We start from the raw sequence: 15,141 nt of genomic DNA, 5'->3' as shown, positions 1-15,141 counted from the left end.
TGCGCCGCAAACTCAGGAGCTAAATATCAAGAAAACTGCCAGGACGATATCCACGTTCCGCAATCGCTGCCTTGAGTGACGCAGACGTCAACACCTCCAGTTCAGTTAAGCGGGGGTAACAATAGGCGCTCTGGCGAATAATGTTGTCCACAAACGCCGGATGACACATCACCTCCAGCGAGGCCTCTCCTCGATGCGCCGAGGCATCCAAAATGCGTAAAAAGCATGCTTCGGTGATCTCCTCGCCGTAAAATTCACTACTAAATCCTTGAGTGCTGCGCAAATCCGACGGCAGATCGTCTGCATTCAACACCGTCTGGCGGTCAATACGTAACGCAATCCCGCGCTGCGCCGCAAAGCGAGCGACGATGGGGAAAATTTGCGGGAACATATGCACATGATGGTGGCTGTCGAGATGCGTTGGCTCGCGGCCAAATACGTCGATGAAACGCTGATACTGACACGCCAGTTCATGCGCAATTTCATCCAGCGGAAGCGTATCCTCCTCCGCCATTTGCCAGATCCATTTCCCCAACAGGCCGTCTCGCGTCAGGCCCGGCATCTCTGACACCGGTTTGCCTAACGTCAAAACAAAATGCATTCCCACCCCAAGCGCAGGCAGCTCGCGGCTAAGCTGCGCCGCATGATCAATAGCCTCGCCATTGACCAGCGCCGTCGTGGAGGTCACAACGCCGTTGCGATATGCTTCAACAATGCCGTAATTTTGCCCTTTACTCAGGCCAAAATCATCGGCATTCACAATCAACACGCGTTCCATAGCCTACCTCTGTCAGTGGTGCTTACCTTTCAGCGCTTCGATGCAAGCGGCAAAATTAGGCAGCCATTTTTCATGCGCCAGAATGAGTTCACGCGCCAGGACTTCTGCGTCGCGGTCGGAATGCACCAGCGGACTCAGGTTAAGCGCCAGCAGCACATCATTAAAGTTTCCGCTCAGCGCCGCATTGCTGGCCGCGACCTCAAATCCTTTAATAGTGTGGATAAGCCCCAGCACTTTTTCGTCAAAACGGGTGATACGCGGGTGCGGCGTCGCGCCATTGCGTCCCAGAATGCAGGTCATTTCCACCGCCCAGTCCGCCGGGATATTCTCGACATGCCCATGATGTGGAATATTAACGTAATGCTCAGTCTGCTTGTCATTATAAATAGCGTTAATGACTTCACAAGCGGCATCGGAATAATAAGCGCCGCCGCGTTGCTCAAGCTCTTTCGGCTTCACGTTTAGCTCAGGATTTTTGTACAAGTCGAAGAGTTGTTTCTCCACTTTTTGTACGACCTGAGCGCGCGCGCCGCCTTTGTAATATTCGCCCATTTCAATCGCCAACATCTCTTTTTGCTTGAAGTAATACAACAAATAAGAGCACGGCAGCATGTTCAGCGAGCGAATCAATCCTTCACTAAACGGCAGATCAAAGATATTTTTTACGGTTGACGCTTTCAACTGACCGGACGCCACGCCATCCAGTAATTCTGCGAACCGTGAGGTACCATTCACCAGCACGTCTTTAATAAAGACCATATGGTTTAGACCAAACAGGTCAATGGAAAGATCGTCATTCTCATTCAGCGCCAGCACGTCATGAATAAACATTTTCATGCCGACAGGAATATTACATACGCCGATGAATTTTTTAAAGTTGGTATGACGATAAACCGCTTCCGTCACCATCCCCGCCGGGTTAGTAAAGTTAATGACCCACGCATTCGGACATAATTCTTCAACATCCTTAATGATGTCAAAAATAACCGGAATGGTACGCAACCCTTTAAATAAACCGCCAGCGCCGTTGGTTTCTTGCCCCAGATAGCCGTGGCTAAGCGGGATACGCTCGTCCAGCTCACGGGCTTTGAGTTGACCAACGCGTAGCTGGGTAGTGACAAAATTAGCGTCTTTCAGCGCTTCCCGGCGATCCAGCGTTTTATACAATTTTAGCGGAACGCCTGCTTTATCAATCATTCGCTGGCAGAGATCATAAATAATGCCCAGCTTCTCTTTCCCGTCTTCAACATCAACCAGCCATAATTCGGTGACAGGTAATTCATGGTAGCGCTTAATAAAGCCTTCAAGTAATTCAGGGGTGTAGCTGCTCCCGCCACCAATAGTGACGACTTTTAATTTCTGGCTCATAATATCTCCCTTCAGTGTATGACACTGATATGTATTACGCTATGCCCGCTCGTAAGAAATAGCGTGACGTTCCCCGCGCTATTGGGGCAAGCGTGAAATGTAATTAATCGAGCAATGCAAACCGTTACTCATTAATTTCCGTCAATCGCTTCCGATAACTATTCGGCGTAAATGAGGTCATCTTCTTAAACGTTTTAATAAACAGACTTGGACTGCTATACCCGGCTTCATAAGCAATATCCGTAACCGAATAGTTGGTCATTTCCAACTGTTTCTTGGCAAAATTAATGCGAATCTCATTAATGATTTGCATCGGCGTTTTGCTGTAATAACGTCGGGTGGCGCGCGTCAGATACTCCTGGGATTTTGCCGACAGGCGCACCATATTTTCCAGCGCATGTTCGCCAAACTGCGTTTTATCATGCATTATCTCCACGGTTGCTTTCAGCCATTGTGGAATATCATCATAAACCTGCTCTTCGCGGTAATGACGTAAGCGGTTTATAATATAAAATGTCACCACTTCGATAAATTCGTCGAGCCCATTGCCGCGAAAATTCAACGACGCAATCACCGTTTCAATATAGGTAAGGAAGGTGCTATTCGCCCTATATACCTGCGATGCCACAAAACAAAACGGCAGTAACGGAAGATAATGCTGTTCAAAAAAACGTTTACTAATTCCTACGTTCAGAATACGCGTTGCGCCAAACTCATAGAAACTTTGGTGATTCGACCCCACCGGGATAAAAACAAAATCTCCACGTTCCAGCAGCACACGCTTCCCGTTAATCTCCTGGTAATAACGTCCGGTTAATACCAGGGTAAATTCATAATAGTCGTGCTGATGCAGCCCGGTGACGCTTTCCGTCTTGTTATAGATAAACACATGGAAATTTTTGCCATTGAAGAGCTGCTGCTCATAAACCGTTTTGATTTCCGTTGCGTTAACCTGTAGCTGCATCATCCGCCCCCTGTTATTTCAGTTTCTCATGGAGCTCAATCAACTCAGCGATCAGTTCACGAGCCAGCATTGAGGTCATCAAATGATCCTGAGCGTGAACCAGGACCAGACTGACTTTCATTTTGCCTTCGCCCTGATCGCCTTCGATGAGTTTTGTCTGCACAAGATGCGCTTCATTGAGCGCTATGCGCGACTGGTCCATCATCGCTTTCGCCGCCTCAAAGTCGCCTTCTTTCGCTTTTCTGAGCGCGCCATATGCCAGGCTGCGCGCCTGACCAGAATTGATGATAAGCCCCATAACGACTTCTTCGAGTTCCTCAGCCGCTGTCTGGTTATCTACAACATTTTCAAGATCAAACATAGTCTTTCCTCTGATTCAGCCCGGCATGGCATCCCATGCCGACGCGGAGTTTAGAATTTCAGTGCGTTAGCGATATCTTCTTCGCTTTCTTCCTGCTCAATGGCGTTCTGCGCTTTGTTAGCCACCACCACGAAGGGGAGATAAATCAGGGTAGCGACCGCCAGGTTAAATAGCGCAACCAGTAATGCGGCGACGCTGCCGTTGGTGTTAAAGAACGCCCCCAGCCCGGTTGGCATGGTCCACGGCGCAATATTGGTAATCGGCGGAATAATACCCAAATAGTAAGCCACCAGCGTAATCGCCGCCAGAATCGGCTGTACCAGAATGAAGGGGATAAACATCACCGGGTTCATAATAATCGGCAGGCCAAACAGGATGGGTTCGTTAATCTGGAAGATACCTGACGGCAGCGCCAGTTTTGCCACCTGGCGATAGTCCGCGCGACGGGATGCCAGGAAGATAGCGATGATCAGACCCAGCGTTGCGCCGCTGCCACCGAGGAAGATATAAGAATCCAGCATCGGTTTCGCCCAGATATGGAACGTTTTACCGGCTTCCAGCGCCGCATCGACGGAGCCATACTGCTGGTAAATAGAGATGTTTTCCAGCGCCCAGGGCGTCATGATGCCGCTATCCAGCGCGGTCAGCGCCAGCGAACCATGAATACCAAAGAACCACAGCAGCGGTACAAAAATGACATATGCCCACCCTACCACGCTACCCAGCGATGCCAGCGGCGTAGAGATAGTGTCCATAATAATCTGATGGAAGTTAGAACCGTAATTAGACAGCGCCCAGGCAATAATCCCCATAATAGAGAGAATAATAAAGCCGGGAATTAATGCTGAGAATGAACGAGACACCGAAGCCGGTACGCTGTCCGGTAGCTTAATCACCCAGTTGCGCCGGACAATAAATGTAAACATCTCCGCGACCACCAGGCCAATAATAATACCGGAGATAATATTCGCGCCGCCCAGCCAGTTAGCGCCTACGGCATAGGCCTCGCCGACACTATACGGCGTTACGGTCATAAATGCCGCCACGGAAAGCAATCCGGCGGCCAGCGCATCAACCTTGCGCTCTTCCGCCAGCGCCATGCCGATAAAAAATGGCGCCATGAGCGACATAATGCCCAATGTGCCGTTATAGACGTTCCCGCCGATGCCTTTCAATCCATTAAGAGTTTCAATGGTTGAGGCATCAAGCCGAATGCCCATGGAATAAAAAAACGACCCCTCCCCAAAGCTCAGGAAAACGTTATTAATTAATACAAACATCGCCCCCGCAAGGGTTAATGGCATTAAACGAATAAAGCCGTTCTTGATTGCATTAACGTGTGGCTGCTTTCCTATTTTTACAGCAAAAGGAAGGAGTACCTTTTCAAGTGAAGCAATAACGTTACTCATAGAAAAATACCCTTAAATACCGCAATAAAATATTGCGGTTAGTGTATGAAATAACTCTTTGACGGGAAAAATTAAAAAATAATTAATTCGCGGCGGCTTTTTTAATTGCCGCTACCGCAGCTTTAAGCACGCCTAAGCCATCTACCTTGCCGTACAACATTGAATCAATGACTTCTACCGGTTTACCGGGTAATAAACGCTGAATTTCGGGGAGCATATAAGCAATTTGCGGGCCTAATAACACGACGTCCGCTGCCGGGCCTTTTTCACCGGCCAGGGTTTCAGGGAATGCTTCAATAATCACCGGCACTTCATATTTTTCAGCCTGAGCGCGCATTTTTGATACCAGTAACGATGTTGACATGCCCGCAGAACAAAACAGATAAATGTGTTTCTTTTCCATAAAAACCTTCCTCATGTGCGATTATCTGTCAACCAGATACGCCGCAAGCCTCAACCTGCATCCATACTCTGGGCGACTTGCGTAACCGGATTTACTTTTTTAGGTGGCTGAAATGAGTATACGGGATCGGACCGCCGGATGGTATTTCCTTGACCCACTAAATTGTCTCTCATTGACCTGGCGTTATGACCCCCCTCACATTTCGGGCAAATAATTCGCGATAATAAATAAGGTTATGGCAGGCACAAAAAAACCGGCTCGCAGGCCGGTTTCCTTGAATGTTCAGGCAATGTACAGTTGTTACTGCTTCGGCGCCTGTGGGTCAGTGTCGTACTCCGCACAGGTCTGGTAGCCGGAGTTAATCACGTGCCCGGTATCATCCAGCGCAACAAAGTAGGTTTCCGCTTTACCATCACGTTGACCCAGGATGTAGGTCTGACAGGTACCACGCGCATGAATCATGCTCACTTCAGATGACGGTTTGCCCGCAATCTGCGCAACTTGCGCCCTGCTCATTCCTTTTTTAACATCTTTAACGACAGGCTCAACAAATTGGTCTTTTGTACGATCATACGCCGTACAGCCTGCCAGCATAGTCATTACCGCCGCTGCGCTTAAAATTCCTGCTACGTTCTTGTTCATTTTCCGTCCTCTTGTTTATCAGCGTGTTATGTAAGCCTGGAATACATCAGAACATTTTTCAAGCCGCGCCTCGCCACAAAAAGTCTTTCGGAAAATTCTCTAACGCAGCGATATGTTGTTTTAAACACCGCTTAGCCCGCCAAACCTTGTCGTTTCAGCGGCGAAGGGTTAGCTTTAACAGGGTAAAGATTCATTTTTTTAATGTCGAAGGGGGTTAAATGACTCTGCAGCAAGAGATAATCCAGGCGCTTGGCGCGAAACCGCATATCAACCCTGAAGAAGAAATTCGCCGCAGCGTGGATTTTCTTAAAGCGTACCTGAAAACCTATCCCTTTTTGAAATCGCTGGTGTTAGGCATCAGCGGCGGGCAGGATTCGACGCTGGCCGGGAAACTCAGCCAGATGGCTATCGCCGAATTGCGGGAAGAGACCGGTGATAATGCGCTGCAGTTTATCGCCGTTCGTCTGCCTTATGGCGCGCAGGCCGATGAACAGGATTGCCAGGACGCCATCGCTTTTATTCAGCCGGACAGAGTACTCACCGTCAATATTAAAGGCGCCGTCCTCGCCAGCGAGCAGGCGCTGCGCGAAGCGGGAATTGAGCTGAGCGATTTTGTTCGCGGCAATGAAAAAGCGCGTGAGCGAATGAAAGCGCAATATAGCATCGCCGGTATGACTCACGGCGTCGTGGTGGGCACCGACCATGCGGCGGAAGCGATAACCGGGTTCTTCACCAAATATGGCGATGGCGGTACCGATATTAACCCGCTTCATCGCCTTAACAAACGCCAGGGCAAACAGCTTCTCGCAGCACTGGGCTGTCCTGAGCATCTGTATAAAAAAGTCCCCACCGCCGATTTGGAAGACGACCGCCCTTCACTGCCTGATGAAGCCGCGCTGGGCGTAACGTATGACAATATTGACGATTACCTGGAAGGCAAAACGCTGGACTCCGCCATCGCTAAAACTATCGAAGGCTGGTATGTAAAAACTGAACATAAGCGCCGTTTGCCGATTACGGTATTCGACGACTTTTGGAAAAAGTAATCGTACTTCTACTGTTGTGCCGGATATCGCTCTTCTATCCGGCCTCCTCTCTTCCCAGCCTCTTTTTTAATCACCCACCCGCTGTTATACTGGATGAATAACCAGTTAACGGAGATCACTGTGGTACGGCGTCAATCAGCCCCCCGCCTTGAGTTTGAAGCGGCGGCCATTTACGAATATCCAGAACATTTACGTCCTTTCCTCAGCGAATTGCCAGCCTTACCGGGCGTCTATGTATTTCATAGCGAAAGCGATACGCTGCCGCTTTATATCGGTAAAAGCGTGAATATTCGCAGCCGGGTGCTTTCACATCTGCGAACGCCTGACGAGGCCACTATGCTGCGACAGGCGCGGCGGATAAGCTGGATCTGCACCGCTGGGGAAATGGGCGCGTTGCTGCTGGAGGCACGGCTGATCAAAGAACAACAGCCGCTGTTTAACAAGCGGTTACGTCGTAATCGCCAGCTTTGCTCGCTACAGTTGAGCGAACAAAAGATTGAGGTCGTTTCCGCCCGCAGCGTCGATTTTTCCCATGAGCCAAACCTGTTTGGCCTCTTCGCCAACCGTCGGGCGGCGCTGCAAAGCTTACAGAACCTCGCCGATGAACAAAAATTGTGTTATGGCCTGCTGGGGCTTGAACCGGTAAGCCGTGGGCGCGCCTGTTTTCGTTTCGCTCTGAAGCGCTGCGCTGGCGCGTGCTGTGGGCAAGAAACCCCGCAGGCGCATTTTCTTCGTCTGCAGGCCTCGCTGGAACGGTTACGTGTGGTTTGCTGGCCCTGGAAAGGCGCTATCGCGTTAAAAGAGAGCCGCCCACAAATGACCCAGTTCCACATTATCAACAATTGGTTATGGCTGGGGGCGGTACCCTCGCTGGATGAGGCCGCCACCCTGGTGCGCACACCTGCGGGTTTTGATCAGGACGGCTATAAGATTCTCTGTAAACCGTTAATGTCAGGTCAATATGAGATCATTGAACTGCACACCGACTGTCGCCAGTCATAAAGAAAACCGCCGATCCTGTCCACCTCAACGATTGTGTTGTCGACAAGACCGGCGGTCTTAAATTATGCGGAAAGTTATTCTGCCGCAGCAGGCATTTTACCTTCTTGCGCCGGGCGTTCTGTCAGACGCTTCTCAAAATTAGCGTTATATTGCTTTTTCTGCTCCGGCGTCAGAACGTTATAAATTTTATTCTGGGTTTCCATATGCGCCAGCATATTGGCCTTGCGCTGCGCTTCCATTTTCGTAATTTGCGCTTCGGCTTTGGCTTTATCGAAGGTATCGCTGGCAATAATATCATGCATGGCGCGACGCTCTTCCAGCGGCGGACGTTTCATTTGCTCGCGCTGCGCTTTCATAATGTCGCGAATTTGTTGCTTCTGTGCGTCCGTCAGGTTCAGGTTTTTAAACATCATATCGTGATGTGGGCCAAATTTACCTTTATGCTGCATCATTGGCTTCGCATCCGCTGGCGCGGCGGTGGTAGTCTCGGCGGCATGAGCCAGATTCGCAGCACCCATCGCCAGGGTAGAGGCAACAAATAGAGCAGTCAGTTTACGCATATTTCCATCCTTCCTTTCAGTTATTTTTACGGCATATTTAAAACAGCGCCGTGTTGTCGTGATTAACTTTAACCGTCTTAGCGTCAATTAGTCAGAACAACGGTAAAACAATGAAAGTATAAAAAACACTTTTTCGCCAATTGTGAAGAAAAAAAGAATAAATTGCGCAGAGTTGAAAGAGAAATATACAACAGCATGATATAGCAGCAATTATGCAGAACTATAACGCAGCAACGCTTATTAATAAAGCAATTCTCCAGGAATAATCCGTAATAGCATGAAACTGTGTCCCAAATCATCCCTGTAATCCTAACGTGAGCTTACAGGGACATTTATCAGGGCAGTCTTTCCAGCATTAATCCAGCCCGCAATCCGCAGGCGACAGAGGGATTAGGAAAGAGAACATATTCAACGTCATGCGTCACCGTCACGCGCTTATCCCCCTCCTCGGCCAGCAACGTTCCCTTCGCAAAGGCAGTAAAATTCAGCGTTTGCGCATCCATATAAAGCGCGAACTTGTCGCTGTGACGCGTGATTTGCGACACCACCCGATAGCGTAGCGGCGGCGAAGACGAGGTTGACGTTTCGACACCGCTCAGCAGCGCCGACAACGCCTGCGAGGTTACATTGAACTGCGTCAGATCGTTTTGCCCAAACGGCAACGCCTTTCCCAACTCCAGCGTACAGGAAAGCGCGCCGAAATGTTCAGAGCTAAAGTGCGTAAACGTACCGCCGGGCGCCTGATGAAATACCAACGCCTCCAGTCCTGCCGCGCCCAGCCACGCCAGAAAATCTGTCTCCCACGGGCGGTCGCGCTGCGGTAATACGCCAAAACGCAAATGATGCGAGCCACGAATGGCGGTATGCAGATCCAGATGCCAGCGTACCCGCGCCTGACCAGAGGAAAAGAAGGTCTCCAGACTTAGCTCCAGCTCACGCGCCCGCCGCGTTTCATCGCTTTCGGCAAAGGACTGCCAACGCCCGCCAAACATACGGTTCATATCGCTGTGACAATAGCGTATTCCCGCCGCCAGCGCCTGCGGATTGCCGAGTACCACCAGCATTCGCCACGTTAACGTCAAGCTGCCTGAATACAGCGCCGACAGCAGCTTATCCAGCATCTCGACCGGCGCGGTTTCATTACCGTGTATCCCCGCAGAAAGAATTAACGCACGGTCGACCGGCGCATCGGGCGTGAGTTCAAGCAGACCATGGCCTAACCAGCGCCAGCGAAAACCCGCGCCCTTCCCCTGCGTCACCCGTGGTGTCGTGCCGCTTAGCGTCAACGCCAGAAAGTTATCCATCAGCCGCCCCCGTTTGCTGGAAAGGATAAACCGACCCCAAATCCAGCAGACGCGTTAACACATCCAGCGCCTCCCGGCCTTCTCGCAATAATAACGGATCGGCCAGATCGGCAGCGGTCAGGCGATCGCGATAATAACGATCCGCCCACGCGTTAAGGGCCGTAAACAGAGCGTCATTCATCATTACCGCTGGATTCACCGCCCGTCGTTCTTCTTCTGTTAACACCACGCGTAATCGCAGACAGGCCGGGCCGCCGCCGTTGGCCATACTTTCTCGCAAATCAAACACCTGCATCGCGCTGATGGGGTTATCCTCCGCCACCAGCTTATTCAGATAGCGCCAGACGCCGACATGGTCCTGACATTCCCGCGGCAACACTAACAGCATTGAGCCGTCGTCACGGCTTAACAACTGACTATTAAACAGGTAGGTGGCCACAGCATCTGATACAGAAACCTCTCCGGCGGGCACCTCTATCGCCATAAAACCGTCAACGCGCGTACGCAACTGATTAATGAGCACTTTCTGCCGGGCAAATGCCGCTTCGTGACAAAACAATACCTGTCGATTCGAAACGGCGATGACATCATTATGGAATACGCCTTGATCGATGACCTCCGGGTTTTGCTGAGCGAAGATAACCTGTTGCGGATTCACCTGATTAAGACGCGCCACGGCCTCGCTGGCTTCGCGGCTCTGGCGCGCCGGATAACGAGCGGGTCGTATTTCATTCTCCTCTTCGCGCCCATAGACAAAAAGCTGCACGCCTGCCGAACCATACTCGCCGCCAAGACGGTTATGATTCGCCGCGCCTTCATCTCCCAATAATGCGACCTGCGGTAACGCGCTATGCACTGAAAACTGACTTTCATCGCGAAATATGGCGCGTAGCAGCGCTTCGGTAACAGGCGCCTCAAGAGCGCGATGAAATTTATTGTTTAAATTCGCCACCGTCAGGTGAACTTTCCCGTCCAGCGCGTCTGCCGATGGGCAAACCGTCGCCGCATTCGCAACCCACATTGGCGACGCGGAACTCACGCTGGAAAGCCAGCGTGGCGCCTGACGCGCAACCTTATCCAGAATCTGCTCATCGCTACCCGTGAAGCCGAGCTGACGCAACGCCGGAATAAAAGGCCGCTCATGCGGCGGGATCACCGCCTGGGGAAAGCCGGCATCCGCCAAAGCCTTCATCTTTAGCAGCCCCTGCTTTACTGCCAGACGAGGATTCGACACCTGAAAACGGTGGCGGGTCGATGCCTCATTGCCGAAGGATAGCCCGGCATAATGGTGCGTAAGCCCCACCAGCCCGTCAAAATTAACTTCATGCGCCGTCATACCGCCTCCCTGCGAGAAAAGTCGAGGCCGGGGCTTAATGTCGCAGGCAACGTCAGTTCGGGAGACTCCAGACTAGCCATCGGCCAGGCGCAATAATCGGCGGCATACCAGGCGCTGGGTCGATGGTTGCCAGACGCGCCGACACCACCAAACGGCGCAGTACTCGCTGCCCCGGTGAGCGGTTTATTCCAGTTAACGATCCCTGCCCGTGCCTCCAGCAAGAGCTGTTCGAACTGCGCGCGATCCGTCGACACCAGCCCACACGACAGACCAAAACGGGTATTATTCGCCAGACGAATCGCCTCATCGAAATGCGCATAACGCCAGACGTTCAGCAGCGGACCAAACACCTCTTCATCCGGCACATCCGCGACGCCGGTCAGCTCAATGATGCCAGGCGTCAGCAGAGAGGTTCCCTCTTTGACCTTCCGCGGCGCCAGTAGCGTGCGACCGCCTAATGCCTCTCGTTGACGCCAGGCCTCCATCACATGCTGTGCCGCCTGCGCTGAAATCAGTCCGCCGATAAACGGCTGCGGATCGTCGTCCCATCTGCCGGGCTGCAGACGTCCGGCGACGTCAACCAGCCGCGCCAGAAATGCATCTCCCTGCGCACCCTGTTTTACCAGAAGGCGTCGCGCGCAGGTGCAGCGCTGTCCGGCGGTAATAAACGCCGATTGCAGCGTCAGATGTACCGCCGCATCCATATTTGTCGCATCCTCAATAATGAGCGGGTTGTTTCCGCCCATTTCAAGGGCCAGGATTTTTTCCGGCTGGCCGGATAGCTGGCGATGAAGCTGATATCCGGTACTGGCGCTGCCGGTAAACAGCAGTCCGTCGAGATCGTCGAGCGAACTCAGCGCTTGTCCGATCTCCCGGCCGCCCTGCACCAGATTAAGAACGCCTGCCGGTAGCCCCGCCCGTTCCCAGAGTTTTATTACCGTTTCCCCGGTCCATGGCGTTAGCTCGCTAGGTTTGAAAATCAGCGTATTGCCTGCCAGCAACGCGGGCACAATATGGCCATTCGGTAAATGGCCGGGAAAGTTATAAGGGCCGAATACCGCCAGCACACCGTGAGGACGATGGCGCAAAGTCGCGGCGCCATCGACAAGTTCGCTTTTTTGTTCGCCTGTTCTGGCGTGGTAAGCCTTAATCGAGATGGCAATCTTATTGATCATCGCCGTCACTTCCGTTGCCGCCTCCCAGCGCGGTTTACCGGTTTCACGCGCGATGACCTCCGTGAGATCGGCTTTATGCGCCTCCAGCAGGGCGGCAAATTTCTCTACGATAGCCTGTCGTGCCGCAAAAGGCTGTCTGGCCCAACGAGGAAACGCCTCACGCGCCGCCTGACAGGCCTCGGCGACCTGTGCCGCATTAGCGTCATTCCCCTGCCAAAGTATCTCCGCGCTCACCGGGTTCGTTTTGCGGCGGCGTTCGCCCTGACCGGTTATCCAGTCGCCGTTTATCCATAGCGTCATACGGTTTTCTCCTCAGCGCAAAGGCGTACCAGCCGAACGTGGTCGCCCGCGCGACATTTCAGCGCATCCAACTGCGCGGCGGTCAGTACAAGTCGTGAAGTCTGCGGATCGGCACGCACCAGCGCGGCCCGAAAGTGGTGATAGTTTTCATTGGCGACCAGACATGCCGGATAGTCGCCAGGCGCGGGTTGCCCTTCCGCGACTTCCACCAGTCGGCTTTTACGAATAGCCCGCACGCGGTCAATATCACACTCCAGCGTCGGCCCACCGTCGAAGATGTCGATATAGTGGCGATAGCGAAAGCCTTCCTTTTCCAGCACCGCGCGGGCTGGCGCCGTTTGCGGGTGGACTTCGCCAATCACGGCCTGTGCCTCTTCAGATAAGAAGTGGGTATAAATAGGATGTTTGGGCATCAGCTCGGCGATAAACGCTTTTTGCCCGGTACCGCATAAAAAATCCGCCCGGCTGAAATCCATAGAGAAAAAGCGTTTGCCGAGACTTTGCCAGAAGGGAGAATAACCGTGCTCGTCAATGACGCCGCGCATTTCCGCCACCACTTTCTCATTGAATTTATCGCGAAACGCGGCCATAAACATAAAGCGCGATTTTGACAACAGGTAGCCGTTACCCTCTTTACGCCATTCGGGATCGAGAAACAGCGTGCAAAGCTCACTGCTACCAGTGTGATCATTACTCAGGAATAATGTTGGCAACGCGTTATATACATTCAGCTCTTTGGAGGCATGAACCAGCGTACCGACACGATAGTTATACCAGGGGTCGTTAAGACCGACCGCGACCTCAATGGCGCAGATCCCGCCGACCTCACCCGTTTCACTGTCCTCGAGAACGAATACATACCCTTGTTCGCCTTTTGGCAGCTCGTCGGACCAGGTTTTTAGCGCGCGTTCAATGCGGGCCGCCAGCGTCGCTTCATTTGCCGGTAGCGAGGTTAAGCCGCCGCCCGTTTTGCCTGCAAGCTGCATCAGCGCGGCGATATCCGCATGTTCGACAGGACGAATCACCCGCATGATGCGCCTCCCGCCTGAAGGCGTTCGCACGCCAGGGCAAAACGATCAAGCCCGGTGGCTATCTCCTCGTCGCTCACATTTAACGCTGGCGCAAAACGCACCACGTCGCCACCGGCAATGAGCACCATCACGCCTGCTTTTGCCGCTTCCTGGGCGATGAGTTTGGCTTTTCCGGCAAACTTCGTCTGTAGCACACAGCCAAGCAGTAGCCCCAGCCCGCGAATTTCACTGAACATGCCAAAACGCACATTAAGGGTATTTAGACGTTCAATAAACGCATCGTGGCGCTGTCTGACGCCGTTTTGCATCTCCGGCGTATTGATGATATCCAGTACTTTTCCGGCAACTGCCGTCGCCAGCGGATTACCGCCGTAGGTGGTGCCATGCGTGCCTGGCGTCATAACGCTGGCATAGTCTTGCGTGGTCAGCATCGCGCCGATCGGGAAGCCCCCACCCAACGCTTTAGCAGTCGTCAGGATATCGGGCGTAACGCCATAATGCATATATGCATACAGTTCGCCGGTACGTCCGACGCCCGTCTGCACCTCATCAAAAATCAGTAACGCCTGATGCCGGTCGCACAATTCACGCAGCCCCTGCAAAAAAGCTTTCGTGGCGGGGATCACGCCGCCCTCGCCCTGCACAGGCTCTACGATTACGGCGCAGGTATTGTCATCAATTAGCGCGCTGGCGGAGTTCAGATCGTTATAGGCTGCATGACGAATATCCGGCGGCAGCGGCGCAAAGTCCTGTGAATAGGTGGGTTGACCGCCAGCGCTGACGGTAAAGAGCGTGCGACCATGGAACGCGTTTTTAAAGGCCACAATGCCGCTTTTATGATTGCCGACACGATCGTGGGCATATTTGCGTGCCAGTTTTAATGCTGCTTCATTTGCTTCAGCGCCTGAATTACAAAAGAAAACGCGTTCGGCGAAGGTCGCGTCAATCAGTTTTTTCGCCAGTCGAAGCGCCGGTTCATTGGTGTAACCGTTCCCGGTATGCCAGAAGCGATTCGCCTGTTCATTTAACGCCTCGCGCAGCGCCGGATGCGCATGTCCCAAGGCGTTGACCGCGATCCCGCCAGCAAAATCAATGTACTCTTTCCCCTGCTGATCCCACAGGCGTGAGCCTTCTCCGCGTACAGGAATAAAAGGCGCGGGAATGTATACTGGCACCATCCATTCATCAAAGTTTTCACGCGTAACTGACAGAGACATAGCGACCTCTTTTGGTAAAAATAAAGTTATTTATATGTTAATTAATATGAGTGTTTGCGCTGTAAATGTAGATTGCAGCATTCGTGCCAGCCAGCGTTAACATTGCATAAACAGAAGTGATAAACGGTAAATCAATGGGTTACAGCGTAGCGATATTCACTTTTACTGCATGAAAAGTGAATATTTCCGCATAATCGGTGGCTAAAAAGAGGAAAAAGCGAAATATTATTCAGTTGCCAAATATA

15 protein-coding genes are annotated in these 15,141 nt (G+C 52.1%); 2 read left to right on the top strand and 13 right to left on the bottom strand.

What is annotated here, in order from left to right:
• Positions 1-19: 19 nt before the first annotated feature.
• The 7 genes from chbG to osmE form a co-directional block, all read right to left on the bottom strand.
• A complete protein-coding gene (chbG, locus tag ACH0WD_RS00940; RefSeq protein ID WP_000442730.1) occupies positions 20-778 on the bottom strand; it encodes a chitin disaccharide deacetylase in 759 nt (252 codons plus the stop codon).
• Between the two features lie 12 nt (positions 779-790).
• The gene (locus ACH0WD_RS00935; RefSeq protein WP_000078778.1) at positions 791-2,146 is read right to left on the bottom strand and encodes a 6-phospho-beta-glucosidase; all 1,356 of its coding nucleotides are present in this window, start codon (positions 2,144-2,146) and stop codon (positions 791-793) included.
• A 124-nt stretch (positions 2,147-2,270) separates the two neighbouring features.
• Positions 2,271-3,113 carry a transcriptional regulator ChbR gene (gene chbR, locus ACH0WD_RS00930; protein ID WP_000983393.1) on the bottom strand — a complete coding sequence of 281 codons (843 nt, stop codon included), beginning with the start codon at positions 3,111-3,113 and terminating at the stop codon, positions 2,271-2,273.
• A 10-nt stretch (positions 3,114-3,123) separates the two neighbouring features.
• Complete coding sequence (gene chbA, locus ACH0WD_RS00925) at positions 3,124-3,471, bottom strand: PTS N,N'-diacetylchitobiose transporter subunit IIA (RefSeq protein ID WP_000459883.1); 348 nt, start codon at positions 3,469-3,471, stop codon at positions 3,124-3,126.
• Between the two features lie 50 nt (positions 3,472-3,521).
• Entirely contained in the window at positions 3,522-4,880 is a 1,359-nt protein-coding gene (gene chbC, locus ACH0WD_RS00920; RefSeq protein ID WP_000073063.1) for a PTS N,N'-diacetylchitobiose transporter subunit IIC, read from the bottom strand.
• An 82-nt stretch (positions 4,881-4,962) separates the two neighbouring features.
• A complete protein-coding gene (gene chbB / locus ACH0WD_RS00915; protein ID WP_000412161.1) occupies positions 4,963-5,283 on the bottom strand; it encodes a PTS N,N'-diacetylchitobiose transporter subunit IIB in 321 nt (106 codons plus the stop codon).
• 300 nt (positions 5,284-5,583) lie between these two features.
• Positions 5,584-5,925 (bottom strand): osmotically-inducible lipoprotein OsmE, encoded by a 342-nt coding sequence (gene osmE, locus ACH0WD_RS00910; protein WP_001039301.1) that lies wholly within the window; start codon positions 5,923-5,925, stop codon positions 5,584-5,586.
• Positions 5,926-6,143: 218 nt separating this feature from the next.
• On the opposite strand from osmE, the gene nadE reads away from it, so the two are divergent.
• Together nadE and cho are read left to right on the top strand one after the other, a co-directional pair.
• Positions 6,144-6,971, top strand: a complete 828-nt coding sequence (gene nadE / locus ACH0WD_RS00905) for an ammonia-dependent NAD(+) synthetase (protein WP_000174979.1) — start codon at positions 6,144-6,146, stop codon at positions 6,969-6,971.
• 120 nt (positions 6,972-7,091) lie between these two features.
• Positions 7,092-7,973 carry an excinuclease Cho gene (gene cho / locus ACH0WD_RS00900; RefSeq protein ID WP_001747715.1) on the top strand — a complete coding sequence of 294 codons (882 nt, stop codon included), beginning with the start codon at positions 7,092-7,094 and terminating at the stop codon, positions 7,971-7,973.
• A gap of 74 nt (positions 7,974-8,047) precedes the next feature.
• Here cho and spy read toward each other — a convergent pair whose 3' ends face one another.
• The 6 genes from spy to ACH0WD_RS00870 form a co-directional block, all read right to left on the bottom strand.
• Positions 8,048-8,533: an ATP-independent periplasmic protein-refolding chaperone Spy gene (gene spy, locus ACH0WD_RS00895; RefSeq protein ID WP_001229001.1), complete on the bottom strand. Its 486-nt coding sequence runs from the start codon at positions 8,531-8,533 to the stop codon at positions 8,048-8,050.
• Between the two features lie 335 nt (positions 8,534-8,868).
• Positions 8,869-9,837, bottom strand: coding sequence for a succinylglutamate desuccinylase (gene astE / locus ACH0WD_RS00890; protein ID WP_000368450.1), 969 nt, complete (start codon positions 9,835-9,837; stop codon positions 8,869-8,871).
• Positions 9,830-11,173, bottom strand: a complete 1,344-nt coding sequence (astB, locus tag ACH0WD_RS00885; RefSeq protein ID WP_000123949.1) for an N-succinylarginine dihydrolase — start codon at positions 11,171-11,173, stop codon at positions 9,830-9,832. The genes astE and astB overlap by 8 nt, the downstream gene beginning before the upstream one ends.
• Positions 11,170-12,648 (bottom strand): succinylglutamate-semialdehyde dehydrogenase, encoded by a 1,479-nt coding sequence (astD, locus tag ACH0WD_RS00880; protein WP_000177283.1) that lies wholly within the window; start codon positions 12,646-12,648, stop codon positions 11,170-11,172. Before astD ends, astB begins: the two co-directional genes overlap by 4 nt.
• Positions 12,645-13,679, bottom strand: a complete 1,035-nt coding sequence (gene astA, locus ACH0WD_RS00875) for an arginine N-succinyltransferase (RefSeq protein ID WP_001263885.1) — start codon at positions 13,677-13,679, stop codon at positions 12,645-12,647. Before astA ends, astD begins: the two co-directional genes overlap by 4 nt.
• Complete coding sequence (locus ACH0WD_RS00870) at positions 13,670-14,896, bottom strand: aspartate aminotransferase family protein (protein ID WP_000059490.1); 1,227 nt, start codon at positions 14,894-14,896, stop codon at positions 13,670-13,672. Before ACH0WD_RS00870 ends, astA begins: the two co-directional genes overlap by 10 nt.
• Between the last annotated feature and the right edge of the window lie 245 nt (positions 14,897-15,141).

Source organism: Salmonella sp. 2020_1395 (assembly GCF_043848115.1).
GTDB lineage: Bacteria > Pseudomonadota > Gammaproteobacteria > Enterobacterales > Enterobacteriaceae > Salmonella > Salmonella enterica.
This window is presented reverse-complemented; position numbering and strand designations above follow the sequence as displayed.

Excerpts from the sequence above, each read along its gene's own strand:
- chbG (WP_000442730.1), bottom strand. The coding sequence starts at position 778 with ATGGAACGCGTGTTGATTGTGAATGCCGATGATTTTGGCCTGAGTAAA.
- ACH0WD_RS00935 (WP_000078778.1), bottom strand. The coding sequence starts at position 2,146 with ATGAGCCAGAAATTAAAAGTCGTCACTATTGGTGGCGGGAGCAGCTAC.
- chbR (WP_000983393.1), bottom strand. The coding sequence starts at position 3,113 with ATGATGCAGCTACAGGTTAACGCAACGGAAATCAAAACGGTTTATGAG.
- chbA (WP_000459883.1), bottom strand. The coding sequence starts at position 3,471 with ATGTTTGATCTTGAAAATGTTGTAGATAACCAGACAGCGGCTGAGGAA.
- chbC (WP_000073063.1), bottom strand. The coding sequence starts at position 4,880 with ATGAGTAACGTTATTGCTTCACTTGAAAAGGTACTCCTTCCTTTTGCT.
- chbB (WP_000412161.1), bottom strand. The coding sequence starts at position 5,283 with ATGGAAAAGAAACACATTTATCTGTTTTGTTCTGCGGGCATGTCAACA.
- osmE (WP_001039301.1), bottom strand. The coding sequence starts at position 5,925 with ATGAACAAGAACGTAGCAGGAATTTTAAGCGCAGCGGCGGTAATGACT.
- nadE (WP_000174979.1), top strand. The coding sequence starts at position 6,144 with ATGACTCTGCAGCAAGAGATAATCCAGGCGCTTGGCGCGAAACCGCAT.
- spy (WP_001229001.1), bottom strand. The coding sequence starts at position 8,533 with ATGCGTAAACTGACTGCTCTATTTGTTGCCTCTACCCTGGCGATGGGT.
- astE (WP_000368450.1), bottom strand. The coding sequence starts at position 9,837 with ATGGATAACTTTCTGGCGTTGACGCTAAGCGGCACGACACCACGGGTG.
- astB (WP_000123949.1), bottom strand. The coding sequence starts at position 11,173 with ATGACGGCGCATGAAGTTAATTTTGACGGGCTGGTGGGGCTTACGCAC.
- astD (WP_000177283.1), bottom strand. The coding sequence starts at position 12,648 with ATGACGCTATGGATAAACGGCGACTGGATAACCGGTCAGGGCGAACGC.
- astA (WP_001263885.1), bottom strand. The coding sequence starts at position 13,679 with ATGCGGGTGATTCGTCCTGTCGAACATGCGGATATCGCCGCGCTGATG.
- ACH0WD_RS00870 (WP_000059490.1), bottom strand. The coding sequence starts at position 14,896 with ATGTCTCTGTCAGTTACGCGTGAAAACTTTGATGAATGGATGGTGCCA.